23 protein-coding genes and 1 other RNA gene are annotated in these 23,853 nt (G+C 69.3%); 13 read left to right on the top strand and 11 right to left on the bottom strand.

Annotated elements, in window-relative coordinates; genetic code table 11:
* The first annotated feature begins 100 nt into the window (after positions 1-100).
* From ACORQU_RS02705 to rpiA, 7 genes are all read left to right on the top strand, one after another.
* On the top strand, positions 101-2,350 hold the full coding sequence (locus ACORQU_RS02705) for a putative bifunctional diguanylate cyclase/phosphodiesterase (RefSeq protein WP_271646840.1): 2,250 nt from the start codon (positions 101-103) through the stop codon (positions 2,348-2,350).
* A 69-nt stretch (positions 2,351-2,419) separates the two neighbouring features.
* Positions 2,420-2,641 carry a TIGR02449 family protein gene (locus ACORQU_RS02710; protein WP_271646841.1) on the top strand — a complete coding sequence of 74 codons (222 nt, stop codon included), beginning with the start codon at positions 2,420-2,422 and terminating at the stop codon, positions 2,639-2,641.
* Entirely contained in the window at positions 2,638-2,934 is a 297-nt protein-coding gene (locus ACORQU_RS02715) for a cell division protein ZapA (protein ID WP_271646842.1), read from the top strand. Before ACORQU_RS02710 ends, ACORQU_RS02715 begins: the two co-directional genes overlap by 4 nt.
* A gap of 92 nt (positions 2,935-3,026) precedes the next feature.
* Positions 3,027-3,212: non-coding RNA, 6S RNA (gene ssrS / locus ACORQU_RS02720), on the top strand.
* A 51-nt stretch (positions 3,213-3,263) separates the two neighbouring features.
* A complete protein-coding gene (locus ACORQU_RS02725; RefSeq protein WP_491643252.1) occupies positions 3,264-3,851 on the top strand; it encodes a 5-formyltetrahydrofolate cyclo-ligase in 588 nt (195 codons plus the stop codon).
* Positions 3,848-4,324 (top strand): EVE domain-containing protein, encoded by a 477-nt coding sequence (locus ACORQU_RS02730; protein ID WP_491643253.1) that lies wholly within the window; start codon positions 3,848-3,850, stop codon positions 4,322-4,324. The genes ACORQU_RS02725 and ACORQU_RS02730 overlap by 4 nt, the downstream gene beginning before the upstream one ends.
* Before the next feature lie 48 nt (positions 4,325-4,372).
* Positions 4,373-5,020 carry a ribose-5-phosphate isomerase RpiA gene (gene rpiA / locus ACORQU_RS02735; RefSeq protein ID WP_271646845.1) on the top strand — a complete coding sequence of 216 codons (648 nt, stop codon included), beginning with the start codon at positions 4,373-4,375 and terminating at the stop codon, positions 5,018-5,020.
* A gap of 142 nt (positions 5,021-5,162) precedes the next feature.
* On the opposite strand, the gene ACORQU_RS02740 is transcribed toward rpiA, so the two are convergent.
* Positions 5,163-5,600, bottom strand: a complete 438-nt coding sequence (locus tag ACORQU_RS02740) for a hypothetical protein (protein ID WP_491643255.1) — start codon at positions 5,598-5,600, stop codon at positions 5,163-5,165.
* Positions 5,601-5,726: 126 nt separating this feature from the next.
* Here ACORQU_RS02740 and ACORQU_RS02745 point away from each other — a divergent pair, with 126 nt between their 5' ends.
* The 3 genes from ACORQU_RS02745 (at position 5,727) to ACORQU_RS02755 (ending at position 7,669) form a co-directional block, all read left to right on the top strand.
* The gene (locus ACORQU_RS02745; RefSeq protein ID WP_491643257.1) at positions 5,727-6,224 is read left to right on the top strand and encodes a hypothetical protein; all 498 of its coding nucleotides are present in this window, start codon (positions 5,727-5,729) and stop codon (positions 6,222-6,224) included.
* Positions 6,225-6,319: 95 nt separating this feature from the next.
* Positions 6,320-6,775 (top strand): DUF192 domain-containing protein, encoded by a 456-nt coding sequence (locus ACORQU_RS02750; RefSeq protein ID WP_491643259.1) that lies wholly within the window; start codon positions 6,320-6,322, stop codon positions 6,773-6,775.
* 48 nt (positions 6,776-6,823) lie between these two features.
* Positions 6,824-7,669: a SirB1 family protein gene (locus tag ACORQU_RS02755; RefSeq protein WP_491643261.1), complete on the top strand. Its 846-nt coding sequence runs from the start codon at positions 6,824-6,826 to the stop codon at positions 7,667-7,669.
* A 15-nt stretch (positions 7,670-7,684) separates the two neighbouring features.
* Here ACORQU_RS02755 and waaA read toward each other — a convergent pair whose 3' ends face one another.
* Positions 7,685-8,980, bottom strand: coding sequence for a lipid IV(A) 3-deoxy-D-manno-octulosonic acid transferase (waaA, locus tag ACORQU_RS02760; protein ID WP_491643263.1), 1,296 nt, complete (start codon positions 8,978-8,980; stop codon positions 7,685-7,687).
* A 44-nt stretch (positions 8,981-9,024) separates the two neighbouring features.
* Between waaA and lpxL the strand changes: the two genes are divergently transcribed.
* Complete coding sequence (gene lpxL / locus ACORQU_RS02765; protein ID WP_491643264.1) at positions 9,025-9,975, top strand: LpxL/LpxP family Kdo(2)-lipid IV(A) lauroyl/palmitoleoyl acyltransferase; 951 nt, start codon at positions 9,025-9,027, stop codon at positions 9,973-9,975.
* A gap of 69 nt (positions 9,976-10,044) precedes the next feature.
* On the opposite strand, the gene ACORQU_RS02770 is transcribed toward lpxL, so the two are convergent.
* The 7 genes from ACORQU_RS02770 to ACORQU_RS02800 form a co-directional block, all read right to left on the bottom strand.
* Positions 10,045-12,288, bottom strand: a complete 2,244-nt coding sequence (locus ACORQU_RS02770) for an amylo-alpha-1,6-glucosidase (RefSeq protein ID WP_491643266.1) — start codon at positions 12,286-12,288, stop codon at positions 10,045-10,047.
* 156 nt (positions 12,289-12,444) lie between these two features.
* Positions 12,445-13,341, bottom strand: coding sequence for a lysophospholipid acyltransferase family protein (locus ACORQU_RS02775; RefSeq protein ID WP_491643268.1), 897 nt, complete (start codon positions 13,339-13,341; stop codon positions 12,445-12,447).
* Entirely contained in the window at positions 13,325-14,644 is a 1,320-nt protein-coding gene (locus tag ACORQU_RS02780; RefSeq protein WP_491643270.1) for an O-antigen ligase family protein, read from the bottom strand. Before ACORQU_RS02780 ends, ACORQU_RS02775 begins: the two co-directional genes overlap by 17 nt.
* Positions 14,641-15,780, bottom strand: a complete 1,140-nt coding sequence (locus tag ACORQU_RS02785; protein ID WP_491643272.1) for a glycosyltransferase — start codon at positions 15,778-15,780, stop codon at positions 14,641-14,643. The genes ACORQU_RS02780 and ACORQU_RS02785 overlap by 4 nt, the downstream gene beginning before the upstream one ends.
* Positions 15,770-15,967 (bottom strand): zinc-finger domain-containing protein, encoded by a 198-nt coding sequence (locus ACORQU_RS02790; RefSeq protein WP_271646855.1) that lies wholly within the window; start codon positions 15,965-15,967, stop codon positions 15,770-15,772. The genes ACORQU_RS02785 and ACORQU_RS02790 overlap by 11 nt, the downstream gene beginning before the upstream one ends.
* A 172-nt stretch (positions 15,968-16,139) precedes the next feature.
* On the bottom strand, positions 16,140-17,366 hold the full coding sequence (locus ACORQU_RS02795) for an acetylornithine transaminase (protein ID WP_491643274.1): 1,227 nt from the start codon (positions 17,364-17,366) through the stop codon (positions 16,140-16,142).
* Between the two features lie 84 nt (positions 17,367-17,450).
* Entirely contained in the window at positions 17,451-19,316 is a 1,866-nt protein-coding gene (locus ACORQU_RS02800) for a hypothetical protein (protein WP_491643276.1), read from the bottom strand.
* Positions 19,317-19,526: 210 nt separating this feature from the next.
* Here ACORQU_RS02800 and ACORQU_RS02805 point away from each other — a divergent pair, with 210 nt between their 5' ends.
* Entirely contained in the window at positions 19,527-20,390 is an 864-nt protein-coding gene (locus ACORQU_RS02805) for an ion transporter (protein WP_491643277.1), read from the top strand.
* Between the two features lie 18 nt (positions 20,391-20,408).
* Here ACORQU_RS02805 and ACORQU_RS02810 read toward each other — a convergent pair whose 3' ends face one another.
* Complete coding sequence (locus ACORQU_RS02810; protein WP_491643279.1) at positions 20,409-20,831, bottom strand: VOC family protein; 423 nt, start codon at positions 20,829-20,831, stop codon at positions 20,409-20,411.
* Between the two features lie 74 nt (positions 20,832-20,905).
* A complete protein-coding gene (locus tag ACORQU_RS02815; RefSeq protein WP_491643281.1) occupies positions 20,906-21,724 on the bottom strand; it encodes an SDR family oxidoreductase in 819 nt (272 codons plus the stop codon).
* A gap of 88 nt (positions 21,725-21,812) precedes the next feature.
* On the opposite strand from ACORQU_RS02815, the gene ACORQU_RS02820 reads away from it, so the two are divergent.
* The gene (locus tag ACORQU_RS02820) at positions 21,813-23,849 is read left to right on the top strand and encodes a bifunctional DedA family/phosphatase PAP2 family protein (RefSeq protein ID WP_491643283.1); all 2,037 of its coding nucleotides are present in this window, start codon (positions 21,813-21,815) and stop codon (positions 23,847-23,849) included.
* Positions 23,850-23,853 lie beyond the last annotated feature (4 nt).

The following is a 23,853-nucleotide window of genomic DNA, read 5'->3' on the forward strand; positions in this document are numbered from 1 at the left end:
AGTCGCAAAGGCCGAAATCCGCTTGTTGCGTGACGCATCGCACGCCTACACTCGATCGCATCCTTTGCGCTGGCGGATGTCACGGAGCCGTTTCGAGCTGATGCCATCATTGCCCTTCCCCCTGCTGATGGCCGCGACACCGGCTCCCGATGCGGCGCGCCTTGCCTGGATGGGAGTGGCCGCGCTGGCGCTGATCCTGGTGGTCCTGGCCGGTACGCGCCGGCTGTGGCTCCCCGCCCTGCAGCGGCGGCTGCCGCAACCACCTGTCGTGCCATCCGGCGACGACCATCTCAAACTGGCGTTGTGGGCCTCCGGCGAGGTGTTCTGGGACTACGACCTGATCGGTCGCCGCCTGCACCGCCTGCGGGCGGACGAGCACTCGCCATCCAGCCACGCCATCACCATGCTCACCCGGGTCGGCGACATCCCCCAGATCCATCCGCATGATCTGCCGCTGGTGACCCAGCGCCTGCGCAGCCATCTGCGCGGCGAAGCGCCGCTGTTCATGTCCGAGCACCGGATGGACATGCGCGGCGACGGCCAGTGGACCTGGGTGCGCGCGCGCGGCCGGGTGGTCGAACACGATGCACAGGGCCGCGCCCTGCGCCTGGCCGGCACCGCACGTGACATCACCGCCAGCCGCAACGCCGAATACGAGCATCGCGTGGCCAGCGAGGTCATGCGCAGCATGAGCGAAGCGGTCGCGGTCCTGGATGCCGAATACCGCTTCATCACGGTCAACCCGTCCTTCAGCCGCATGACCGGCTACGACGGGGCCGAAGTGGCCGGCCAGCCCCTCAGCCTGCTCGACAGCCGCCAGAACACCAGCGACAGCACCGCGCGCATGAGCACCCAGCTCCAGCGCGAAGGCCGCTGGTCCGGCGAGGCCTGGAAGGTGCGCAAGGACGGCGAGGAAATCCTGTGCCGGATCGAAACCAACGTGGTGCCCGACGCCAGCGGTCAGCGCCTGATGGTCGTCCTGGTCCTCAACGACATCACCGAGCAGAAGCGCGCCGAACAGGAACTGCGCTACCTGGCCAACTACGACACCCTGACCAGCCTGCCGAACCGCTCGCTCCTGTCCGAGCGCCTGTCGCGCGCGGTGGTGCGCGCCCGCCGCGAACGCACCCGGGTCGCGGTGCTGTTCATCGACCTGGACCGGTTCAAGGACATCAACGATTCGCTGGGCCATGCCACGGGCGACCGCATCCTGCGTGCGGCCGCCGCGCGCGTGCAGCAGACCGTCGGCCACCAGCACACCGTCGCGCGCCTGGCCGGCGACGAGTTCACCGTGGTCCTGGAAGGCATCACCGCGCCGGCCGACGCAGAGCGCGTGGCCGAACGGGTGATCCAGGCCTTCACCCAACCGCTGTCCTTCGGCGACCGGCTTGAAATCGCGGTCTCGCCCTCGATCGGCATCAGCCTCTACCCCGAACACGCCCAGGTCCCGACCGAACTGCTCAAGCACGCCGACACGGCCATGTACCAGGCCAAGTCCGCCGGCCGCCACACCTGGGCGGTGTACTCGGAAGAGATGGACGAGAAGACCCGGCACCGGGCGATCCTGACCAGCGCGCTGCGGCGTGCGCTGGAGCGCGACGAGCTGCGCGTGGTCTACCAGCCCCGGCTGTCGCTGCATCGCCAGCAGATCACCGGGACCGAGGCCCTGCTGCGCTGGGAGAGCCGCGAGCTGGGCGAGATCTCCCCGGCCCAGTTCATTCCGCTCGCCGAGGAAAGCGGACTGATTGTCGACATCGGCATCTGGACCCTGCGCCAGGCCTGCCAGACCCTGCGCAGCTGGCATGACGCGGGCATGGACCACCTCAGCGTGGCAGTCAACGTGTCGTCCTTGCAGCTGCAGCGCGGCGACCTGGCCGACGTGGTCGCCCGCGTGCTGGCCGAGACCGGGGTCAACGCCTCGCGCCTGGAACTGGAACTGACCGAGAGCGTACTGATGGCCAGTCCCGAACAGAACAGCCGCGTCCTGCAGGCCTGCCGCGCCCTGGGCGTGTCGATCGCGATCGACGATTTCGGCACCGGCTATTCCTCGCTGGCCTACCTCAAGCGCCTGCCGCTGAACACGCTGAAGATCGACCAGGAATTCGTGCGCGACATCAACCACGACATCGAGGACGAGGCCATCACCAGCGCGATCATCGCCATGGCCCAGTCGCTGTCCCTGCACGTGGTGGCCGAAGGCGTGGAGACCGCCGCGCAGTTGGCCTTCCTGCAGTTGCGTGGCTGCGACGAGATCCAGGGACACCATGTCTCGCGCGCGCTGGAACCGGCCGACTGCCTGGCGTTCATCCGCATGCACGATGGCGCCGGCAACATCCTGGCCAGCGCCTGATCCGCGTTGCCCGATGCCGCGACATCGGCTGCTTGACCGTCCGCCACGGGCGTGCCTATCGTGATCGACATGGACCAGCCCGACTCGATCGAACAGCTACGCGCTCTGGCTGCACGCCTGCAGGAGCTGGCCGATCGCTGCCAGCGCCTGTCCGACGAGAACCGCAGCCTGCGCGTGCAGCAGGAGCAGCTGTCCAGCGAGCGGGCGCAGCTGCTGGCCAAGAACGAGCTGGCGCGCTCGCGGGTCGAAGCCATGATCACCCGCCTGCGCTCGCTGGAGCAGCACACGTGAGCAGCAGCGAAGTCGTCAATGTCCACATCCTGGACCGCGAATACACCATCGGCGTGGAGCCAGGTGAACGCGGCAGCCTGATGGCCGCCGCCAAGTTGCTGGACACCCGCATGCGCGAGGTCCGCGGCGCACACAAGATGGCCGCTGCCGACCGTGTCGCGGTCCTGGCCGCGCTCAACCTGGCACACGAGCTTCAGCAACTGCGCGACCAGCAGGCCGCGCGCGAAAGCGAGTTCACCCGCACGCTGGGCGACCTGCATCGTCGCCTGGATGGCTGGCTCGAGCCGCGTTGAACCTTGACACGATCCTCGTGTTGAACACTGCGCCCTGAACCGCGCCGACAAACGGACTAGGCAAAGCGCCGCGCGTGGCTATACTGATCGCGCATCCTCTGCTGTGTCCGACAGCGTGCAAAACATTCGCCTTGTCCCTTAAAAACGACACCGGGACGGAAACGGAAGCCGGGAGCGCAAGTCCGCCTTCGTAGCGGGAAGCCCGATGGCCCCAAAGCCGGCCCACTTGAACCCCGGGTTCAAGGTCGTTTCGCCGCATCGCCATTGGCGGAGGATGTCTTCAATCTTCTAGAATGCCGCGCCCCACCAGGACGCGGCATTCTTTTTTCATGAGCGACAGCGACGCCCTGCCCGAACTGCGCCGTGAACTGCGCCAACGCCGCCGCGCACTGCCGGCCGCCCAACGCATCGCCGGCGCCGAAGCACTCGCCACGCGTCTGCTGGCCCTGCCCTTTTTGCCCACGCGCGGCTATGTGGCCGGCTACTGGGCCACCGACGGCGAAATCGGCCTGCACGTCTTCCAGCTGCGCCTGCCGCCCGGCCTGGTCTACTGCTTGCCGGTGCTGCATGGCGAGGAGCTGCGTTTTGCTCCCTGGCGCGCGGGCGACCCGTTGGTGACCAATCGCTTCGGCATTCCCGAACCGGACGTGTCGCCGAGCTCGGCGCTCGAACCGACCGAGATGGCGATGGTGGTGATGCCGCTGGTGGGCTTCGATGACGCCGGCCAGCGGCTGGGCATGGGAGGCGGCTGGTACGATCGCAGCTTCGCGTTTCGGCGCATGAGCGCTGCACCCCCCTGGCTGGTCGGCGCTGCATTCCAGGCCCAGCGCTGCGAGGCCCTGGTGGCCCGGGACTGGGATGTCGTTCCGGACGCGATCTGCACCGAAGCCCACACCCTGACCCCTGGAACCCGATGAGCACCCGAACCCGCTACTGGTTGATGAAGTCCGAACCCGAGGACTTCTCCATCGACGACCTGCAGCGCGTGGGCACCGAGCCGTGGACCGGCGTGCGCAATTACCAGGCGCGCAATTTCATGAAGGACGGCATGCGCGTGGGCGACGGGGTGCTGTTCTATCACTCCAACACCGAGGTGCCGGGCATCTACGGCATCGCGCGCGTGGCCAGCACGGCCTATCCCGATCCCACCCAGTTCCAGAAGAAATCCAAATACTTCGACGAGAAGGCCACGGCCGAGCAGCCGCGCTGGTTCCTGGTGGACGTGGCGTTCGAGCGCAAGCTGGCCCACGGCATCGCCCTGGACACCATCCGCCAGCATGCCGAGGCGCTGGGCGAGGACTTCGCCCTGATCCGCAAGGGCACGCGCTTGTCGGTGCTGCCGGTCACCGCCGCGCAGTGGAAGCTGCTGCTCTCGCTCGAAGCCGCCTGACCAGGCGCGCCCACTCCATCCACTTCCCCTTTTCGTGATCGCCTGACCATGTCCGAAGCCAAACGCCTGGCCGCCGAAAAAGCCATCGAATACGTCGAGGAGGGCATGATCGTCGGCGTCGGCACCGGCTCGACCGTCGCCTATTTCATCGACGCCCTGGGCCGCGACCCGACACGCATCAAGGGCGCGGTCTCCAGCTCCGAGCAGAGCACCGCGCGGCTGCAGTCCCATGGCATCGAAGTGCTGGATCTCAACCACACCGGCACCCTGTCGCTGTATGTCGACGGGGCCGACGAGTGCGACCCGCGCAAGTGCCTGATCAAGGGCGGTGGCGCCGCGTTGACCCGCGAAAAGATCATCGCCCAGGCCAGCCAGCAATTCGTCTGCATCGTGGACGCCTCCAAGCAGGTGCCGGTCCTGGGCAAGTTCCCCTTGCCGGTGGAAGTCATCCCCATGGCGCGCAGCCTGGTGGCCCGCGAGATCCTGGCCCTGACCGGCGGCCAGCCGGTGTGGCGCGATGGCGTGGTCACCGACAACGGCAACGTGGTGCTGGACGTGCACAACCTGTCCATCACCGATCCGGTCGCGGTGGAGACCGCGCTGAACCAGATCCCCGGCGTGGTCGCCGTGGGCCTGTTCGCCCGCCGGCCGGCCGATGTGGTCATCGTCGGCGGACAACCACCGCAGGTGCTCTGAGCGCACCAGGCATGGCCGCCGCCGCGGCGGACCACATCGTCACTGGCATCGACTCAGGCTGCCCCGTGGACTGGCGATAAGGTCCGTCGTGACTTGCCCGACGGCCCAACCGACCGGGCAATGAGCGCGCACCGGCGCCGCGTCAGGGACGCTTGCGTCGTCCGCTGCGCTGGCCAGCTCGCCGCTGCCCGAGCACGCGCACCAGTTCGCGCACCAGCGCTTTCTGTTCTTCATCCAGCAGGGCAAGCCCCTCGACCAGGGCCCGCTCCTCGGTGCTCTGCATTGGCCACGCCGCGCGGCTCTCACCCACGCGCAGCTTGCCGAATGCCAATTCGGCGGCCTCGATTCCCAATGCGGCCGCCAGGCCCTCGATCTGCTCGAGCCGCGGCATGTGCTTGCCATGACGCCAGTTGGAGACGGTCTGGGTCGTCACCGCGATGCCATGGCGACCAAACAGCTTCAGCAACTCTCCGTCACTGAGTTCGGAACGGCCGGAAGCCTGCAGGGCCCTGTTGAAACGGCTGGCGAAATCCTCCCGTCTGCGTGCGATGTCCATCCGTGGACGGTAGCGGGCCTCCATCGACGAACTTGCGTAATTAACTTTCAAATAAAGTAAAGTTTACTTTGAAGGGGCGTGGCTTCCGCTTAAGCAGACAGGAAGGCAAGTCCCGCAATGCCGCAAGCCTCATCAACGACAGGACGTCGCATGCAAGCCAACCCACTCCATCTTGCGATCGAAGCTTCCTACCGATGGATCGACTACCGGCAGGCTTACGCAGCGGTGCTGGAAGGACATGCCAACCCGCAGTCCTGCCTGCTCGAGCTGTTTGTCTTCCGCGTCTGGCTTTCTCAATTCGCCTTGCACCATCTCCAGGGCGGTCGGGCCGATGAGGAAGAAGCGAGCAACAGCAAAAGCACGCCACCGCCTCCGCTGTGGCTGTTGTCGAAACAGGCCCAGGAGGCCGGCATCATCGGGGATGGTCAGGCAGACTTGCTCGCCACACTGCTCCAGCGACGTTTCCCACATTACGATCGAGCCGCGTTGGCAAGCCGAAGCGTCGAGGATCCTCTGGGCCTGCTGGCAGCGACCTCGGTCCTGATCAGCCAGTCGTCCCGGCGTCCGACGGAGGCAGCCACGTCTTGCTTGTTGCGGCGTACGCTGGGTCAGTACAGCGGTATCAAGCATGCCTATCAACTCGGCTGAGCACAGCCCCTATGACCACGGGCACCGCCGCATCGCTTGACCTGTCCAGCGCCTTGCACCATGGTCTCGCGCTGACGATCAATCGACCAAGTCCCATGCTCGCGCGCGTCTGCCTCCTCTCGGTCCTGCTGCTCTCCGGCATCGCCGGATGCGCGCCCACACGCTGGGTGGAGATCGCCGGCCACCGTTACAGCATCGAGGTCGCCGATGACGAGGTCGAACGTGCGCGCGGTCTGATGTTTCGCGACCAGATGGCCGAAGACCACGGGATGCTGTTCATCCACGAATACGAGGAGCCGATCTCGTACTGGATGAAGAACACCCACATCCCGCTGGACATCCTGTACTTCGACCACGCCCTCAAACTGGTCGGCCAGCAGCGCAACGTGCCCCCGTGCTCGGCGGGCAACGCCTGTCCGGCCTACCCCAGCCACGCCGCCGCGCTATACGTGCTGGAGCTCAATGCCGGCCAGGCCGATCGCCTCGGGCTCAAGCTCGGCGAGGTGCTCAAGGTCGATCCGGACGTGACGCTCAAGGCCCAGCCCGACTGACCGCGCGCAGGGCTTGATCCCCCGCACGAATGGCTGCAGTCTTGGGCCATGGGGGATCGACTGACACTTCCTGATTGGGGTTCGTTGGCCAGTCATGCCGATGACACCCTGCCACTGCTTGGCACCGCGCTGCTGATCGCGCGCGACGAATACCCGCACCTGGACGCCGACCTCTACGACACCCTGCTGCAGAGCCACGCCGAACACCTGCGCCAGGAGATCGAGCAGATCGCGTCCTGGCCGTTGAAGATGGCCGCGATCAACCGCCACCTGTTCGAGGAACTCGGTTATGCCGGGGACCACGACGAGTACTACGATCCGCGCAACAGCTACCTCAACGAGGTCTTCGAACGCCGGCTCGGCAACCCGATCTCGCTGGCGATGGTGCAGATCGAAGTGGCCAGGCGGCTGGGCGTGCCGCTGGACGGCGTGTCCTTCCCCGGGCATTTCCTGGTCCGCCTGCCGGTGGACGATGGACTCCTGGTGATGGATCCGTTCAACGGCGGTCGGCCGCTGGGGGCCGATGAACTGCGCGAGCGCGCCAGACCGCATCTGGGCGGCGACGTACCCGACGACAACGTCCTGCTGCAGATCCTCGACCCGGCGCCGCATCGGGCCATCCTGGTGCGCGTGCTACGCAATCTGCACGGCGTGTATGCCGAACGCGCCGAATGGGACCGCGCGGCGCGCTGCGCGGACCGGGTGCTCAAGCTGGTGCCCGACCAGCCCGAAGCGCTGCGCGACCGCGGCATGGCTTATCTCAACCTGGACTATCGCAAGGGGGCGCAGGCCGACCTGACCCGCTACCTGAATCTGGTCCCCAAGGCGCCCGACGCCCAGGACCTGCGCGATCAGCTCATCGACCTGCACGCGGGCCGCTCCCGCACCCACTGACGCCGCCAACACCGCTCAGGGCGCCGCGCGCAGGTCCGAGGCCACCATCTCCAGGGTGCGACCCAACGCGCCGCGGCCGCGTTCGACCAGCAGGCGCCCGGCCTGGACCATCTGCTCGCGGCGTCCCGGCTCGGCCAGCAGGGCCAGGATCAGGTCACCGACCTCACGCGCGTTGCGCCCCACTTCCAGCGCGCCGGCCTCGGACAGGCGGCGTGAGATCTCCACGAAGTTGTGCAGATGCGGGCCGGTGACCATCGCGGTGCCGACCGCGGCCGGCTCCAGCAGGTTGTGCCCGCCGATGGCCTGAAGGCTGCCGCCGACGAAGGCGACCTGCGCGCAGGCATAGAAGCCCATGAGCTCACCCAGCGAATCGAGCACGAACACCGCATCGCCAGCCGCCGGCCAGCGCCCCACGCTGCGGCGGCCGACCTGCCAGCCGGCGTCCTGGGCCAGTTCCACCGCACGGCCGAAACGCTCGGGATGACGTGGGGCCCACAGCAGCAGCAGGTCGGGGAAACGCGCCATCAGCTGGCGATGGATGGCGATCACCGCCGCCTCCTCGTCCGGGTGCGTGCTGGCGGCGATCCACACCGGGCGCCCGCCCACGTGCTCGCGGAAGCTGCCCACCAGCGACTCCAGGCCGGCGGGAATGGCGATGTCGAACTTGAGGTTGCCGGTCTCCACGATCGCCTCGGGCGCCGCGCCCAGATGGACGAACCGCTTGCCATCGGCCACCGACTGCGCGCCGATGCGGTGCACGCTGGCCACCACGCGCCGGATCAGCGGGGCCAGCACGCGATAGCCGCGCAGCGAGCGCGCCGACAGTCGCGCGTTGAGGATGTAGGTGCGGATCCCCCTGCCCTTGCAGCCCAGCAGCAGGTTGGGCCACAGCTCGGTTTCCATCACCAGGGCCACGCCGGGCTCGAAGTGCCGCAGGAAGCGCCCGACTGCGCCGGGCAGATCGTAAGGCGCGTAGACGTGAAGCACCTCGTCACCCCACAACGCGCGCACCCGGTCCGATCCGGTCGGGGTGATGGTGGTGACCAGCAGCCGCAGATGCGGATAGTGACGCCGCAACGCATCGACCACCGGCGCGGCGGCATTGACCTCGCCGACCGACACCGCATGCACCCACACATCCACCGGATGCGGCGGCCCGCTCCAGGCGGCATAACGCTCCCCCCAGCGCTGGAAATAGCCGGGGACGCGGAAGCCGCGCCAGATCAGGTGGTAGACCGTGGCCGGCGTCAGCACGTAGAGCACGGCCGAATACAGGGCACGCAACCATGTTTCGGTCAGGTCACGACGCATCGGGGGGCAAGGATACGTAAAAGGCGCCCGGCTACAATGACCGCATGACACAGCGCCCCGCCGACGCGCCTGCGCGCCAGGCCACTCCATTCGATCCCGGACCGCCACCCCTGCAGCCCTCGACCTGGCCGACCTGGCTCGGCGTAGGCGTTTCGGCGCTGGTCGCGCGCCTGCCCTGGGGCCTGCAGCGCGCGCTCGGCCGTCCGTTGGGCGCGCTGCTGAAGCTCGCCCTGGCCTCTCGCCGCAAGGTGGCCGCGCGTAACCTGGAGCTGTGCTTTCCCGAAGCGGACGCCGCGACCCGCGCGCGTCTGCTGGACGAGGTCTTCACCGCGCTGGGCGTGGGAATGTTCGAGTTCGCCCGCGCCTGGTGGGGGGATGTGGCGCCGATGCGCAAGAACCTGCGCGTGGAAGGCCTGGAGCACCTCGAGGCCGCGCAGGCGGGCGGGCGCGGGGTGATCGTGATCTCCGGGCACTTCACCACGCTCGAATTGTCCGCGCGGCTGATGTGCGACTACGCGCCGCTGGCTGGCATGTACCGGCCACATGCCACCGGCGCGATGGAATGGGCGGTCAAGCGCGGCCGCCTGCGCTATGCCACGGCGATGTTCGGTCGCGAAGAGCTGCGTCCGGCGCTCAAGCACCTCAAGCAGGGCGGCTTGCTGTGGTTCGCACCGGACCAGGACACCCGGCGCGGGGACAGCGTGTTCGTGCCGTTCTTCGGCCGCCCGGCCTACAGCTTGACCTCCACCCACCAGCTGGCGCGGCTGTCCGGCGCGGCGGTGATCGCCTTCGCCCACGAGCGTCGCCCGGATGGCGGTTATACGCTGCGGCTGTCGCCGCCATTCGCGGATTTCCCGTCCAAGGACGCCACTGCCGATACCGCCCGGGTGATGGCCGCGATCGAGGAGATGATCCGCGCGGTGCCAGCGCAATACCTGTGGATCCACAGGCGCTTCAAGCGCCAGCCGGACGGGCGCGGCGCGCTGTATCAGTGAGGCAGGAGTGAGCAGAAGCGGGCTTTCCCGACGTCTCATTCCTCTCCACTCACTTCTCGTTTCTTGCGCTCACTCCTCGCCCAAAGGCACGACCAGGCGCGTGCGGCCCGGGCCGATGCGGCGCTCGAGCGGAGCCGTGGCCCGCTGGCCCACCTGGCGCCAGGTCAGCACGAATGGTTCGCCGTGGTTGTCCAGGTCCAGCACCGCGCGCTGCGCCTCGCGGCGCCAGGCCAGATCGATCGTGCCGCCGCTGGCGCCCACCCGCACGCCTTCGACGCGCAGCCAGTCCCAGCCCGCCGGTGGCTGCGGCGCAAAGGCCAGCCGACGATGCGCGCCGTCCGCCTCCAGGCCCAGCAATCCGCCGAGGGCGGCCGACAAGAAGGTGGCCGACGACCACGTCTGCTCTGGCACCGACTCGCGTTGCGGCACGAACGCCGCGCCCGACTGCACCTCGTGCATATGCCCGGGCGCGTCCTGCGCGGCCCAGGGCACCAGCCGCAGCCACAGGTCGGCGGCCTGGGCGCCACGGCCCGCGCGCCATAGCGCCTCGGCCGCCGCCGCGCTGCCCAGGCCCCACACGCTGCCACCCGCATAGCTTTGCGGATCGTAGTCGGGCGCACTCGCCGGCTTGCTGCGTAGCCCCCAGTCGGTCAGCACATCGGGGGAAGCCAGCTGCGCGAACAGGGCCGCAGCCTCCTGCGGCGTGGCCGCGCCGCTGCCGATGGCGGCCAGGTCCGCCCCGCTGAAGGATTCGCCGCGGCGTCCATCGCGGTGAAAGCCGCTGATCCAGGATGTCGCGGCCGGGTCGCGATAGCGCACACGGATTGCCAGGCGGGCGCGCTCGGCATCGGCGCGCGCCTGTGTCGCCAGCGCCGCGTCGCCCTGCGTGTCGGCCATCGCCGCCATCGACTGCGCCGCGTCCACCCAGGCCGCCGACAGGGTCAGCTCGTCGGTCAGCGCGTCCTGTTCGTTGCCGCTCATCTTGCCCGCGGGGACGCGTGGCAACCCGTCGCCGGCATCGATCAGCGAGCGGCAGTAGCGCCACGCCGCCAGCAACTGTGGCCAATGCGCGCGCAGGAAGCCGACATCGCCGCTGGCACGCGCGTACTCGGCGGTCACCGCCAGGAAGTCGAACGCGATGTCCACGTGCGCGTACATGTGCGGGTAGTCGCGCACCCACTCCAGGAAGCCCGCGCTCTGCGACAGCTCGTGCCAGAGCATGCCGGTGTCCGGATCCTGGTAGCGCAGCTCGAACGCCAGCTGTGCCGCGGCGCGCTCGAACTGCCCGCTGGCTACCAGCGCGCGCGTGCTCACCAGCCCGTCGCCGCCGAAGTACCAGGCGTACTGCGGCCGTCGCGCGCCGTGCGAGGGCCCGTAGCCAGCGACCATGCCGCAGCCCAACCGCGCGTTGCACGACCAGGCCTGTTCCAGCGCCACCTGCGCCCAGCGCAACGCCCGGTTGGCCTGCGCGTCCGGGGTGACGATGCGCAGGCGCGTGGCCCGGGCCAGGCGCTTCACGTCCGCCGGCGCCGGCGCTTCGGGCGCCTGCAGCAGTGCGGTCACGGTGTCGTGCACGTCCTCGCCAGGCTCGCTCTGGGAAGCGAACGCCAACTCCGCGCAGCACGCGCCGCCGCAGGCGGTCGGCACCAGGTCCAGGAACAGCGGCTGGCCGAACGCGCTGCCGCGACGGTCGTTGTTGGGCACGCTGTGCGCGCCGGCCTGCGGCGAGGCGATCAGCGCGCGGAACCGGCCGCTGGGTTCCTGCAGCAGCAGCCCGCGCGCGGCCGCATCCCAGGCGAACTCCTGCCCGCCGATGCCGGCCGGCCACATCAGGTTGAGCGAAGGCACCAGATGCACACGGATGCGTAGCTCGGGCGGCGCCCGTTCCACCCGCAGCCGCACGCGCACACCGGGCAGCGTATCGCGCGCCTCGATCCGCTCGGACACGCGCAGCCCCGGCGCGATGTACGACCGCGTCAGACCGAACGGATCGACCGTGGCCGTGGCCGGCGCCTCCGCGGCGGCCAACGGCGTGCCATCGCCGCGCAGGAATTCCAGCCGATAGCCTGATGCGATCTGCACCGGGAAGCTCCACAGCTCCAGTCCATCGCTGCCGTAGCCGCCGGCAAAGCCGCGCAACCCGTGCGCGGCCAGATAACGCTCCTGCACCGGCGCTGCGACCGTCCAGGACGGCACCTCCGCTTCTTCGGACGGCTCGGCGACACCGGCCTGCGTGGCCTCACTCCCACCGGCCGGCACACAGGCCAGCGCGGCCATGCTCCACACGAGCGCGGACACTCTGCGCAACGGCATGCCCAATCCCCTGGCGCCACACTGGTTCGATTGTGGCCCGCCAACCACACGACAAGCCCGCCGCGCCGCATCATCGAACCGGCGTGCGCGGAGCGAAGCGACGCGTGAGCAGAAGCGGCTTTCGCTCGCTCCTCACGTCCCTTCACTCACGCCTCGCTAATAGGGAGAAGCCTCACCCGCCGGCCGCGTCTTGAAGCGCCGGTGCCACCACAGGTACTGCTCGGGATGGGCGCGCACCACCGCTTCCAGCTCGCGCATGTAGCGCGCGGCGAACGCAGCCGGATCGGCGCTGCGGGCTTCTTCCCACGGCGGGTCGATGCGCACGCGATAGCGTCCGTCGGGCAGGCGCTGGCACCAGTACGGCAGGATTTCCACGCCGGCGCGGCGGGCCAGATCGGGTGTGGTGGTCAGGGTCGCCGCCGACACGCCGAAGAACGGGACGAAGGCGCTGTTGTAGGTGAAGTTCTGGTCGGCCAGATACGCCACCAGGCCGCCCCGGGAAAGTGTGCGCAACAGGCCGCGCACGTCCTTCTTGCCGATCACGCTGGCGAAGGCGTGCTGACGTCCATCCTGCATCAGGCGCTCGCCGCAGGAACCGTCGACGCGCCGGACCATGCACGAGAGCGGCTCGCCCAGCGCTTCGCCGAGCAGGCGCCCGCCCAGGTCCAGATGCGGAAAGTGCGCGGTCAGCAGCAGGACACCGCGTCCGCCTCGACGCGCAGCCTGCAGATGTTCGAGCCCCTCGACCTCGGCCAGGCCGCGCAACGCGCGCGCCGGTGCGTACCAGGCCCGCGCCATTTCCAGTAGCCCGGTGACGCTGGCCCGGGTGTTCGCGCGCACCAGCGCCTCGCGCGCCGCCTCGTCCAGCGTGGGGAAGCACAAGGCCAGGTTGGTCCGCGCGATGCGCCGGCGGCCGGCCAGCAGCGGTGTCAGCACGCCGGCCAGCACGCCTCCCCAACGCAGCAGACGTCGCTGCGGCCAGTGCGCCACTCGCCGGCATACCCAGCGGGCAGGCGCGACGAACCAGCAGCGCGGCTCAGTCCGGGGCGACATCGTGGCGGGCCAGCAGGCTGCCCGTATACAGCGCGGCCAGCATCAGGGCCAGCCCGCCCCAAAATGTTGAATAGAACGCCAGGTGGGTGTTGAACGGGAAGACGGTCACCGCCAGGGCCAGCATCGCCGGCCGGGCCCGGTCCCGCGCCTCCATGGGCGAATAGCGCCATGCCCGCCAGGCCATCGCCGCGCCGGCCAGCCACATCAGCAGGCCCAGGGCGCCGGTCTCGCTCAGGATCTCCAGCACGATCTGGTGCGCATGCAGGGCCGGGCCCGCGCCCCAGGCCGGAGCCACGCCCGGCGTGGGATCGCAGGCGGGGAAGACCTCGCGGAAGTCGCGCACGCCAACCCCGTTGAAGGGATGGGCGCGGATCATGCAACCAGCGGCTTCCCAGATTCGCGCGCGGCCAGACAGCGCCGTATCCACTCCGGTCTCGTCGGCGCTCATCGCCGTGGTGGTCAGTTGGACCCGTTCGCGCACCTGCGGGGAGACCACCGCAAGCCCGGCCAGGGCCAACAAGCCCACCAGTCCCACGCCCAGCAGGCGCTTCCAGCCCAGCAGGCGCCAGCCGGAGAACAGCAGCACCAGTGCATAGGTGACCCATGCAGCCCGCGCGCCGGCCAGCAGGATGACCACGCCCACGGCCGCCGCCGCGATCAACCACCCCAGGATGCCGAACCTGCGCCCGGCCGCGAACAGCGCAAACGGCGACAGACTGGCCAGGACCAGGCCCAGCTTGAGGTTGCACGGTCCCAGCACGCCGCTGAGGCGATCCACCGCCGCGGTCTCGGCCGCGGTGCACATGCCGTGGCCGCTGATGACGTGCTTGAGCTGGTCGATGCCAAAGAACAGCGGACTGGTCCCGGAGATGGCCTGGGCCAGCGCGTCCACCGTCCAGATCGCCACGATGATCGCCAGTCCCCCGAAGGTGACCCTGCGGCCCCGGTCGTTGGCCACTGCCGAGGCGACCAGCCACAGGAAGGGCAGGTAGCGGATATCGGTGGCCACCTTGCTCCAGGCGTGCGCCGGGTCCACCGCGTCGAAGGCCGAGACCAGTTGCGGGACCCAGTAGGCGAAGAACATCACGCTGGTCAGTGCCCAAGCTTCGTTGCTCAGCAGCCGGGTGCCATTGCGGAACCGCTGCAGCACCAGTTGCACCAGCGCGGCCAGCGCTCCCAGAGCGAGCACGCCCTCGGCATAGCCCGGCGCCGGCCACAATGCCACGAACACCAGAATCCAGGCCGGCGCCCACCGCCAACCATCGGCACGCGGGGCGGTGCGAAGCTCGGTGGCGGCGGTCATGGGGTCGCGAGTTCCTGGTAGAGCGAGAGCGTGGCGTCCTGCATCGCGGACAGCGTGTAGGGCATGGTAGCTGGCGGGGTGGGCGGATCGTCCAGCAGCCCCAGCGCGGTGGCCATAAGCGCCTGCAGGTCGAACGGCGGCACGGCGCCTCGCGGCAGCAATTCGGCCAGCAGCTCGCCGACCCCGCCGTGGGCCCAGCCCAGCACCGGACGGCCGACCGACAGCGCCTCCACCACGGTCCGACCGAACGCCTCCGGCTTGCGCGAGAGCTGCAGCACCAGGTCGCTGGCGGCGTAGGCACGGGCGATGGCGCTGGTGGGCGCGGTGAAGGCCACCGCGCCGGCAACGCCCAGTTGCGCGGCCTGGGCTTCCAGCTCGGCGATGTAGGCCTCCCGACCGGGCTCGCGCGCACCGGGCAGCCACAGGCGCGCATCGCGGCCGGCGGCGCGCACCGCCGCCAGCAAGGCCAATGCATCGCCATGGCCCTTGAGCCGGGTGCCGCGGCCAGGCAAGAGCAGCAGCGGCCCTTCGCCGCCCAATGCGGGGATCTGTTCAGCGAGCTCGGCACGCATCGCGCCATCTGGCCAGCGGACGCGTGGAAATTGCGTGGGGTCGATGCCACGCGGGATGACGCGCAGCCGCGCCGGATCGGTACGCGGATAGTGCGCCAGGACGTAGCGGCGCACGGTGTCCGACACACAGACCACGCGCTCGCCGCTGGCCATGATGGCGCTGTAGCGCCCCGGCGAATTGAGCCCGTGCACCGTAGTGACCCAATGTGGGCGCGTACCGGCCGGCAGCTGCTTCAACGCGGCCCAGCCCAGCCAGGCAGGCAAGCGCGAGCGGGCGTGCACGATGTCGGGCCGCTCGGCAGCCAGCACGGCGCGTAGCCCGCGAATATGACGCAACGTCGCCAGCGACTTGCGCCCGATGTCCAGACAGATGTGCTGCGCGCCACTGACTTGCAGTGCCGGCACCAGACGCCCTCCCGCGGAGACAACGATGGCGCGATGACCGGCAGCGACGAGCGCAGCGGCGATTTCCAGGGTGGAACGCTCAACGCCGCCGGACTGCAGCGCCGGCAGCAGTTGCAGAACCGTCAGCCGGCGTGCCGGCCCGGCGCTGTCAGTCGACAAGAACGAAGTGCGAACCGCAGTAGGGGCACTGGGTCTCGCCGTTGGGCTCGTCCTCGATGGGCAGGTAGACCCGCGGATGCGAGTTCCACAAGACCATCGAAGGCAGCGGACAGCTCAAGGGCAGGTCGGCGCGGGACACGGTGTAGCGCTTTTCGGCGTTGGCCGGCGCGGTGGCGGTTTGGCTCATGGCGGACTCTGGGAATCGCGGACCTGGAAGAACGGGATTCTACCAGCCAAGGCACGGATGACATCGACTGGAGGATGGGCGAGCCGCCACCGCGGCGATGGGGTTTGACCGGAAAGCTTCATCGCCGCCGTGGCGGCTCACACCCATTCAGCGCCAGCGCTTTTCGTTGGGGTCAGCGCGCGGCCTTCCAGGCGCCCAGCGCGGCCTCGAAGCGCGAAAGCCCTTCGGCCAGCTCGGCCTCGGTGAGGTTCAGCGCCGGCACGAAACGCAGCACGTCCGGGCCGGCCTGCAGCAGCAGCAGGCCGTGTGCGGCGCACTGGTCCAGGATCGCCGCGGCCTGGCCGGCGTGCTCGGGGCGCAACACCGCGCCGATCATCAGGCCACGGCCACGGATCTCGGAAAACAACGCCAACTCGGCATCGATCCTGGCCAGCGCCGCGCGCAGCGCCTCGGCCTGGCGCGCCACGTTCTGCGCAATGGCCTCAGAGCCCAGCTTGGCCAGCGCCACGCGCGCCACCGCCGAGGCCAGCGGATTGCCGCCGAAGGTGGTGCCATGCGCGCCGAACTGCATCACCTCGGCCACACGCGATCCGACCAGCATCGCGCCGATCGGCAGGCCACCGCCCAGCGACTTGGCCAGGGTGACGATGTCGGGGGTGACCCCGTCGTGCCAGTGCGCAAACAGCGCGCCGGTGCGGCCCATGCCGCACTGGATCTCGTCCAGCACCAGCAGCGCGTCGTGCTGGCGGCACAGCGCCTCGATGGCCTTCAGATAGCCTGGCGCGGCCGGGACCACGCCGCCCTCGCCCTGCACCGGCTCGATCATCACCGCGGCCACGTCGCCGTGCGCCATCGCCGCTTCCAGCTGGGCCAGGTCGTTGAAGTCGACGTAGCGGAAGCCGCCCGGCAACGGCTCGTAGCCTTCCTGGTATTTGGGCTGCGCGGTGGCGGTGACCGTGGCCAGGGTGCGGCCATGGAAGCTGCCGCGGAACGTCACGATCACGCGCTTGTCCGGACCGCGCCCCTGCTCGGCAGCCCACTTGCGGACCAGCTTGATCGCCGCTTCATTGGCCTCGGCGCCGGAGTTGCACAGGAAGGCGCGACTGGCGAAGCGCGAGGCCTCCACCAGTTCCTGCGACAGGCGCAGTGGCGGCTCGCTGTAGAAGATGTTGCTGGTATGCCAGAGCTTGCCGGCCTGCTCGATCAGCGCCGCGGTCAGGTCCGGGTCGTTGTGGCCCAGGCCGCACACGGCGATGCCGGCGGACAGGTCGATGTACTCGCGGCCGTCGGTATCCCACACGCGCACACCCTGGCCTCGCTCCAGCACCAGTTCGCGCTGGCGATACACGCTCAGCGTGTACTGCTTGGCGGAGGCGATGAGGTCGGAGGCGGCGGTCATGGCGGTGAACCTTGTGCTGACGAGGGGGATGAACCCGGCATTGTCGCGCATCGGCGCGGCCAGCGTGTGGCCGCGGGCGGCGCTTCAGCGGACAGCGTCGCCTGTACAGGCCGGTGAGTCTGGGGCCGGACGGATGTCATCGTCGGCGCGCAGTGGGCCGGTGCAGGTGACCCGCCGCGCTGCCACGCTCTGGCTGCGTAGCAGATGACCATCCGACCAGGCCTGGACCAAGAAGTGATCCAGGACGCCGCGCGGCGTCTGCGTCGGCGGATCCAGCAGGGTGACGACGTCGCGTTCGCCCAGTACACCAGCCGGCATGTCCACCAGCGGACCGGGATCGACCGCCGCCACGCCAGGTGCTGCCGGCGGGAGGACATAGAACACGAAGCCGTCCTCGGTTGGACGCCAGCCGGCGGTATGCCGCCGGGCCCGCAGGAATGTCTGCAGGACCACCCGGCGCGGTGCGATCCCCGGTGCGCGTGCCAGGTCCTGGGCCAGCAGCCGCGCACCCTCGTCGTCCAGGTCATGCACTGCCCAGGCCAGCAGCGGACAGGCACCGCTGCCCGCGGCGGCCGCACGCTCGGCCAGGAGCGCGGCCAGCGCCGGGACGGGGCGACGGCCGGTCAGCTCCCCTGGCATCCAGGACTGGATCGACATGCCGGGCGGCGCGTAATGCCCGAAGAAATCGCGTTCGGCCAACTGACGGAACGCGGGCGTCGGCGGTCCGAACTTGTAGGGATGCATCACCGGCACGACCTGCCCCGCGCAGCCGGGGATGGCCGCCACGAAAGCCGCAGTGTCACGCCAGGGCTCATTACGCTGCACGAACCGGCCGCTCAATAGCCAAAGCTGCGCGCCCACCGCGACCACGAGCAGCGCGGCCATCACCCGGTTGGCCCGGGTCGGGCTTACCGGGCCGGCCGCGTCGTACAGCCAAGCCAGCAGTGCGCAAATGAACGGCAACGCAGTCAGCAGGTTCCGGGCCGAATACGACGGCGCCAGCAGGCAGCTCACCAGGATCCCGCTGACGACCATGCCGGCCATCACGAGCAGTGAAAGCCGCGCCACTGCCGAGCCCCCAGCAGGGACCCGCGCCTTCAGGCTGCCGCGCCCGTGGCGGAGCCGTCGCCACAACGCGGCCACGCACAGGCCCGTCAGCGCCCAGCCCGAGGCCGCGGTGGCCAGGTGCTTGTTGGCCATGCGGGTCTGGGACCAGAAGAACCCGACATCGGCGTGGTACCAGGTGTGCCCCACGTCTTGCGCCGTGGCGTGCCACAACAGCCAGGTGTACCCCCCGACCGCCGCAAGAATCGCCAGCCCGGCGGCGATCACCGGCAACCGCAGGCGCGGCACCGCCAGCAGCCAGGCCATCACCATGCCGGTCAACAGCAACAGATAGAAGTGCACGAAACTGCCGGCCAGTCCCAAGACGACAAGCGCTGCGAAGGCCAGCAGCGGGAAGCGGACTCGGGCGGCGGCGTGTTCGCGCAGCCAGAGGCCCACGCCCATCAGCCCGGCGGCGATGAGGATGCACAGGCCGTAGCTGCGCGCGTTCTGCGCCTGTTCGAACCAGAACGTGGACACCGCCGCCACGGCCAGCGCGTAGCCCACCGCCATCGGGCTGAAGCGCCGCCACAGCAGGCGGCCGGTCAGCAGCAGCGCCAGGACCGCACACACCGCACTGGGCAGACGCAGCCAGGCTTCGGACAGGTCGCCCAGCCGGCTCCAGCCCTGCAGCAGCACGTAGTACAGCGGGGGATGCACGTCAGTCAGCGCGCGCTGCCACAGTCCGTGCAGACCGCCGTCGCCTCCGATCACGAACACCGTGAACAACTCGTCGGCCCAGTAGTTGCTGCGACCCAACTGCACGAAGGCGAATACGCAGGCCACCAGCACGATCGCGGCATAAGCGAAGGCAGGCCAGCGCACACGGGCGGTGGCGGAAGACATGGATTGCATGGCGTCGATCAGGGCGAGGGAGGAGTTCGCGTCAGCACGAGGGCGCAAGCCCCGCACCGCGAACAGGCGCGCATCATACGGTCGCAGGCCGCGCCACGCGGCCGGACCACTCAGCCTGCGTGCAGCCTGGCCCCGCGGTCTAAAGAAGGATCAAGGCGTGCGAAATGTGACGCTTCGACCAGCCCGCGCCACAATGCTCTGATGCGACTGCTCTCCAATCCCCAACTCAACCCGGCAACCGAGACCGGCTGGCGCAAGCGCTGGTTCGACATCATTTACCGGCATGACGACGCGCCCTCGCGCAACTTCGACCTGCTGCTGGTGGTGGCCATCATCGCCAGCGTCCTGGTGATCATGGTCGACAGCGTGCAGGACCTGCATCGACGCTATGCCACGGTGCTGTACGTGGTCGAGTGGGCCTTCACCGCGATGTTCACCGTCGAATACCTGCTGCGCCTGGTGGTGGTCCGCCGGCCACTGCGCTATGCGATGAGCATCTGGGGCGTGATCGACCTGCTGTCGATCCTGCCCAGCTATGCCTCGCTGCTGATCCCCGGCGCGCAAAGCCTGCTGGTAGTGCGCGTGCTGCGCATCCTGCGCCTGTTCCGCATTCTCAAGCTCACCCAGTACGTGGAAGAGTCCGGCGTGCTGATGAGCGCGCTGTGGCGCAGCCGGCGCAAGGTGGCCGTGTTTGTCAGCACCGTGCTGACTTTGGTGGTGATCTTCGGTGCGCTGATGTACCTGGTCGAGGGGCCCGAGCACGGCTTCACCAGCATCCCCACCAGCATGTACTGGGCCATCGTCACCATGGCCACGGTCGGCTTCGGCGACATCGCCCCGCAGACCACGCTGGGACGCTGCATCACCTCGCTGCTGATCCTGATCGGCTACAGCATCATCGCCGTGCCCACCGGTATCTATACCGCCGAACTGGCCGCTGGCCTGCGCGAGGCCAGCGCCAACCACGACCATCGCGGCTGCCCGGAGTGCGGGCTGGAAGGCCATGAGCCCGACGCCCGCCACTGCCGCGGCTGCGGCCACGCCCTGCACGCGCCGATGCCGTAAGGCAGCGGCACGGCGGGTTCACCAGACGCCGGTGTTTTCCATCGAGGACCACGGCTCGGCCGGGGCCAGCGCCGCACCCTTCTGCAGCAGTTCGATGGAAATCAGGTCCGGGCTGCGCACGAAGGCCATATGCCCATCGCGCGGCGGGCGGTTGATGGTCACGCCCATGGCCTGCAGGTGCGCGCAGGTAGCGTAGATGTCGTCCACCTCGAAGGCCAGGTGGCCAAAGTTGCGGGCACTGCCGTAATCCTCGTCCGAGCCCCAGTTGTAGGTCAGCTCGATCTCGGCCTCCGGCTGGCCGGGCGCGGCGAAGTAGACCAGGGTGAACTTGCCCGCCTCGCTGTCCTTGCGCCGGGTCTGGACCAGGCCCAGGCCCTCGGTGAAGAACTTCGAGGTGGCGTCCAGGTCGTGGACGCGGATCATGGCGTGCAGGTATTTCATGGTGTCGCAAAACTCCGTTCGAACGCGGCGTGGCGCCGCCGGGCCGTGCAGTGTAGGCGCCGCCGTGCGAACGCTCAGTCCAGGAACAGGTCCGGCAGCAGCGGCTGATCCGGATCGACCGCGTAGCCGGACAGATCGGTGATGCCCGCCTGCGCCAGCACTTCGTCATCGATCAGGAACTGGCCGGAGAAGCCGGCCGCCTCGCGCACCAGCACCGCATGCGCCGCATCGCCCATGATCGCCGGGGCGCGACCATTGGCCGTGGACACACCGGGAATCATGTTCAAAGCATCGGTGGAGATCAGCGTGCGCGGCCACAGCGCGTTGACCGCCACGCCCTGTGGACCGAACTCGGCCGCCAGGCCCAGGGTCACGAAACTCATGCCCATCTTGGCCAGCGTGTAGCCGGTATGCGGTCCCCACCACTTGGGGTCCAGCGACGGCGGCGGGCACAGGGTCAGGATGTGGGGGTTCGGGGCCTGCAGCAGATGCGGCAGGCAGGCCTGCGCGCACAGGAAGCTGCCGCGCGCATTGACCTGCTGCATCAGGTCGAATCGCTTCATCGGCGTGTCCAGCGTGCCGCGCAGCCATATCGCGCTGGCGTTGTTGACCAGGATGTCGATCCCGCCGAAGGCATCGACCGTGGCGGCCACCGCCGCGCGCACCTGGTCTTCCTCACGGATGTCGCACTGCAGGGCCAGGCCCTGCCCGCCGGCGTCGTTCACCGCCTGCGCCGCGGTATGGATGGTGCCCGGCAGCCTGGGGTTGGGCACGGCCGACTTGGCGGCGATGGCGACATTGGCCCCGTCGCGGGCGGCGCGCAGCGCGATGGCCAGGCCAATGCCACGCGAGGCACCAGTAATGAACAAGGTCTTGCCGGACAGACTGGACATGAACGCTCCCTCAGCACGCCGGAGCCGGATGCCCCGCGGCGGCACAGTCTAGCGGGGCGGACACCTTGGCCCTTCTATAATCGCGCCGATGGATTCCTGGTTCGATGGACTGCTGGACTGGATCACCGCACATCCGGCCGCAGCCGGCGCGGTGGTGTTGCTCGTGGCCTTCGCCGATGCGCTGGTGATCGTGGGGGCCATCGTCCCGGCGTTGCCGCTGCTGACGGCGGTGGGCGTCATGATCGGGCTAGGCAAGATTTCTGCGCCTTACGCCATCGCCTGTGCGGCGCTGGGTGCCTTCGCCGGCGACGGGGTCAGCTTTTGGGTGGGGCGACGCTGGGGCACCCAACTGCGCGGATTCGGGCCCTTCCGGCGGTATCCCCAGTTGCTGGAACGTGGCGAGCGCCTGTTCCGCCGCAACAGCCTCAAGGCGATCTTCATCGCTCGCTACGTGGGACCGGTCCGGCCCTTCGTGCCTGCGGTGGCCGGCATGCTGGACATGCCACTGCGCCGCTATCTGCCGGCCAGCGCTGCCGCGGCGGTGTCCTGGGCGGTGCTGTTCCTGCTGCCGGGCTGGCTGCTGGGCCAGGCCTACGACGCGGTGGCCGCGGTGGCCGGCCGCCTGGCGGTGGTGCTGGGGCTGCTGCTGGTCGTGCTCGGCGCGATCTGGGCGACGGTGCTCTACAGCTATCGGTGGTTTGCCGATCACGCCGACAGCCTGCTGGCCCGGGGCCTGGCGTGGTCGCGCGCGCACCCGGTGCTGGGCCGTTACTCGGTAGCCATCTTCGATCCCGGCCGTCGGGAAACCGTTTCGCTGGCCGTCCTGGCGGTCGCGCTGCTTGCGGTGGCCTGGCTGCTGTTCGCCTTCCTGGTGATCGTCGTGGGCCACGGCGAACCGTTGGGGGTGGACCTGTGGCTGTTCGAGCTGATGCACAGCCTGCGCAACCCATTGGCCGACCGGCCGCTCGCGGCGGTGGCCGCACTGGGCGATGCCGATGTACTGGGCCCGGCCGCGCTGGCGGTGCTTGGCTATCTGGCCTGGCGCAAGCGCTGGCTGGCGGCAGGTCACTGGCTGGCCGCCATCGCCTTTGGCCTGGCGCTGACCGCCTGGCTGGGCGCGATGGTGGACATCCCCAAGCCGCCCACGGTCAGCGGCGGGTTCGGGTTCCCCTCCATCGCGGTGACCATGAGCACGATCATCTTCGGCTTCTTCGCCGTGCTGATCGCGCGCGAGTTGCCCGGACGCGACCGGGCCTGGCCCTACATGGTCGCCGGGATGGTGGTCAGCACGATCGGGTTCGCCCGGGTCTACCTGGGCGCCCACTGGCTGAGCGACGTGATCGGCGGGATGCTGCTGGGCGTGGTGTGGCTGCTGATCCTGGGCGTGGCCTACCGCCGCCGCACCAGCCGCGCCCTGTGGATCAAGCCCCTCGCATGGATGTTCTACGGCGTGTTCGCGCTGGCCGCCCTATGGCATGCGCCACGCGCGGTGGACGCGACCCTGGACCGGTTCGACGCCTCCCTGACCCCCATCGCGCTACCGCTGGACGCTTGGTGGGCCGACGCATGGCGCACCCTGCCGGCGACCCGCAACGAGTTCGACGACGAACAGCGCTGGCCGCTGGACGTGCAGATGGCCGGCCCGCTGCAGCCGCTGGTGCGTCGCCTGGAGGCCGATGGCTGGCGCCTGCAGCGGCAGGCCGGCTGGGAACGTGCGTTGCAGCTGCTCGATGGCGACCTGCCGCCACAGGGGCATCCGGTCCTGCCGGCCACGTTGGACACCCACGCCGAAAGCCTGCTGATGCTCAAACCCGGCCCGCGCCCGGACCAGCAGTACGCGCTGCGGCTGTGGTCCACCCCCCTGCTGCTGCAGCCCGGGGAGGTTCCGCTGTGGATCGGCGGGGCGCAGACCCTGGAGCATCGGACCCTGCTGGGCCTGGTCGGCCTGTGGCGTCCGTTGGCCGACGCCAACGCCTCGCTGGACGCGGTGACCGCGTCGGTCTCAGGGTTGCCGCAAGCCATCGCCCCGCACCCGGCCACCGGACTGCCCGTTCTGCGTCTGCGCACCGACCGCGAGCCGGCGACCGTGCTGGCACCGGTCAAGGCCAGAACCTCACCGCCCTGACGCC

Source organism: Pseudoxanthomonas sp. JC1303, from assembly GCF_058448525.1.

Excerpts from the sequence above, each read along its gene's own strand:
- lpxL (WP_491643264.1), top strand. The coding sequence starts at position 9,025 with ATGACACAGCGCCCCGCCGACGCGCCTGCGCGCCAGGCCACTCCATTC.
- ACORQU_RS02815 (WP_491643281.1), bottom strand. The coding sequence starts at position 21,724 with ATGTCCAGTCTGTCCGGCAAGACCTTGTTCATTACTGGTGCCTCGCGT.
- ACORQU_RS02740 (WP_491643255.1), bottom strand. The coding sequence starts at position 5,600 with ATGGAGGCCCGCTACCGTCCACGGATGGACATCGCACGCAGACGGGAG.
- ACORQU_RS02790 (WP_271646855.1), bottom strand. The coding sequence starts at position 15,967 with ATGAGCCAAACCGCCACCGCGCCGGCCAACGCCGAAAAGCGCTACACC.
- ACORQU_RS02810 (WP_491643279.1), bottom strand. The coding sequence starts at position 20,831 with ATGAAATACCTGCACGCCATGATCCGCGTCCACGACCTGGACGCCACC.
- ACORQU_RS02710 (WP_271646841.1), top strand. The coding sequence starts at position 2,420 with ATGGACCAGCCCGACTCGATCGAACAGCTACGCGCTCTGGCTGCACGC.
- ACORQU_RS02775 (WP_491643268.1), bottom strand. The coding sequence starts at position 13,341 with ATGTCGCCCCGGACTGAGCCGCGCTGCTGGTTCGTCGCGCCTGCCCGC.
- ACORQU_RS02820 (WP_491643283.1), top strand. The coding sequence starts at position 21,813 with ATGGATTCCTGGTTCGATGGACTGCTGGACTGGATCACCGCACATCCG.
- ACORQU_RS02800 (WP_491643276.1), bottom strand. The coding sequence starts at position 19,316 with ATGTCTTCCGCCACCGCCCGTGTGCGCTGGCCTGCCTTCGCTTATGCC.
- ACORQU_RS02755 (WP_491643261.1), top strand. The coding sequence starts at position 6,824 with ATGGGGGATCGACTGACACTTCCTGATTGGGGTTCGTTGGCCAGTCAT.
- rpiA (WP_271646845.1), top strand. The coding sequence starts at position 4,373 with ATGTCCGAAGCCAAACGCCTGGCCGCCGAAAAAGCCATCGAATACGTC.
- ACORQU_RS02730 (WP_491643253.1), top strand. The coding sequence starts at position 3,848 with ATGAGCACCCGAACCCGCTACTGGTTGATGAAGTCCGAACCCGAGGAC.
- ACORQU_RS02795 (WP_491643274.1), bottom strand. The coding sequence starts at position 17,366 with ATGACCGCCGCCTCCGACCTCATCGCCTCCGCCAAGCAGTACACGCTG.
- ACORQU_RS02805 (WP_491643277.1), top strand. The coding sequence starts at position 19,527 with ATGCGACTGCTCTCCAATCCCCAACTCAACCCGGCAACCGAGACCGGC.
- ACORQU_RS02770 (WP_491643266.1), bottom strand. The coding sequence starts at position 12,288 with ATGCCGTTGCGCAGAGTGTCCGCGCTCGTGTGGAGCATGGCCGCGCTG.
- ACORQU_RS02750 (WP_491643259.1), top strand. The coding sequence starts at position 6,320 with ATGCTCGCGCGCGTCTGCCTCCTCTCGGTCCTGCTGCTCTCCGGCATC.
- ACORQU_RS02705 (WP_271646840.1), top strand. The coding sequence starts at position 101 with ATGCCATCATTGCCCTTCCCCCTGCTGATGGCCGCGACACCGGCTCCC.
- ACORQU_RS02745 (WP_491643257.1), top strand. The coding sequence starts at position 5,727 with ATGCAAGCCAACCCACTCCATCTTGCGATCGAAGCTTCCTACCGATGG.
- ACORQU_RS02725 (WP_491643252.1), top strand. The coding sequence starts at position 3,264 with ATGAGCGACAGCGACGCCCTGCCCGAACTGCGCCGTGAACTGCGCCAA.
- waaA (WP_491643263.1), bottom strand. The coding sequence starts at position 8,980 with ATGCGTCGTGACCTGACCGAAACATGGTTGCGTGCCCTGTATTCGGCC.
- ACORQU_RS02780 (WP_491643270.1), bottom strand. The coding sequence starts at position 14,644 with ATGACCGCCGCCACCGAGCTTCGCACCGCCCCGCGTGCCGATGGTTGG.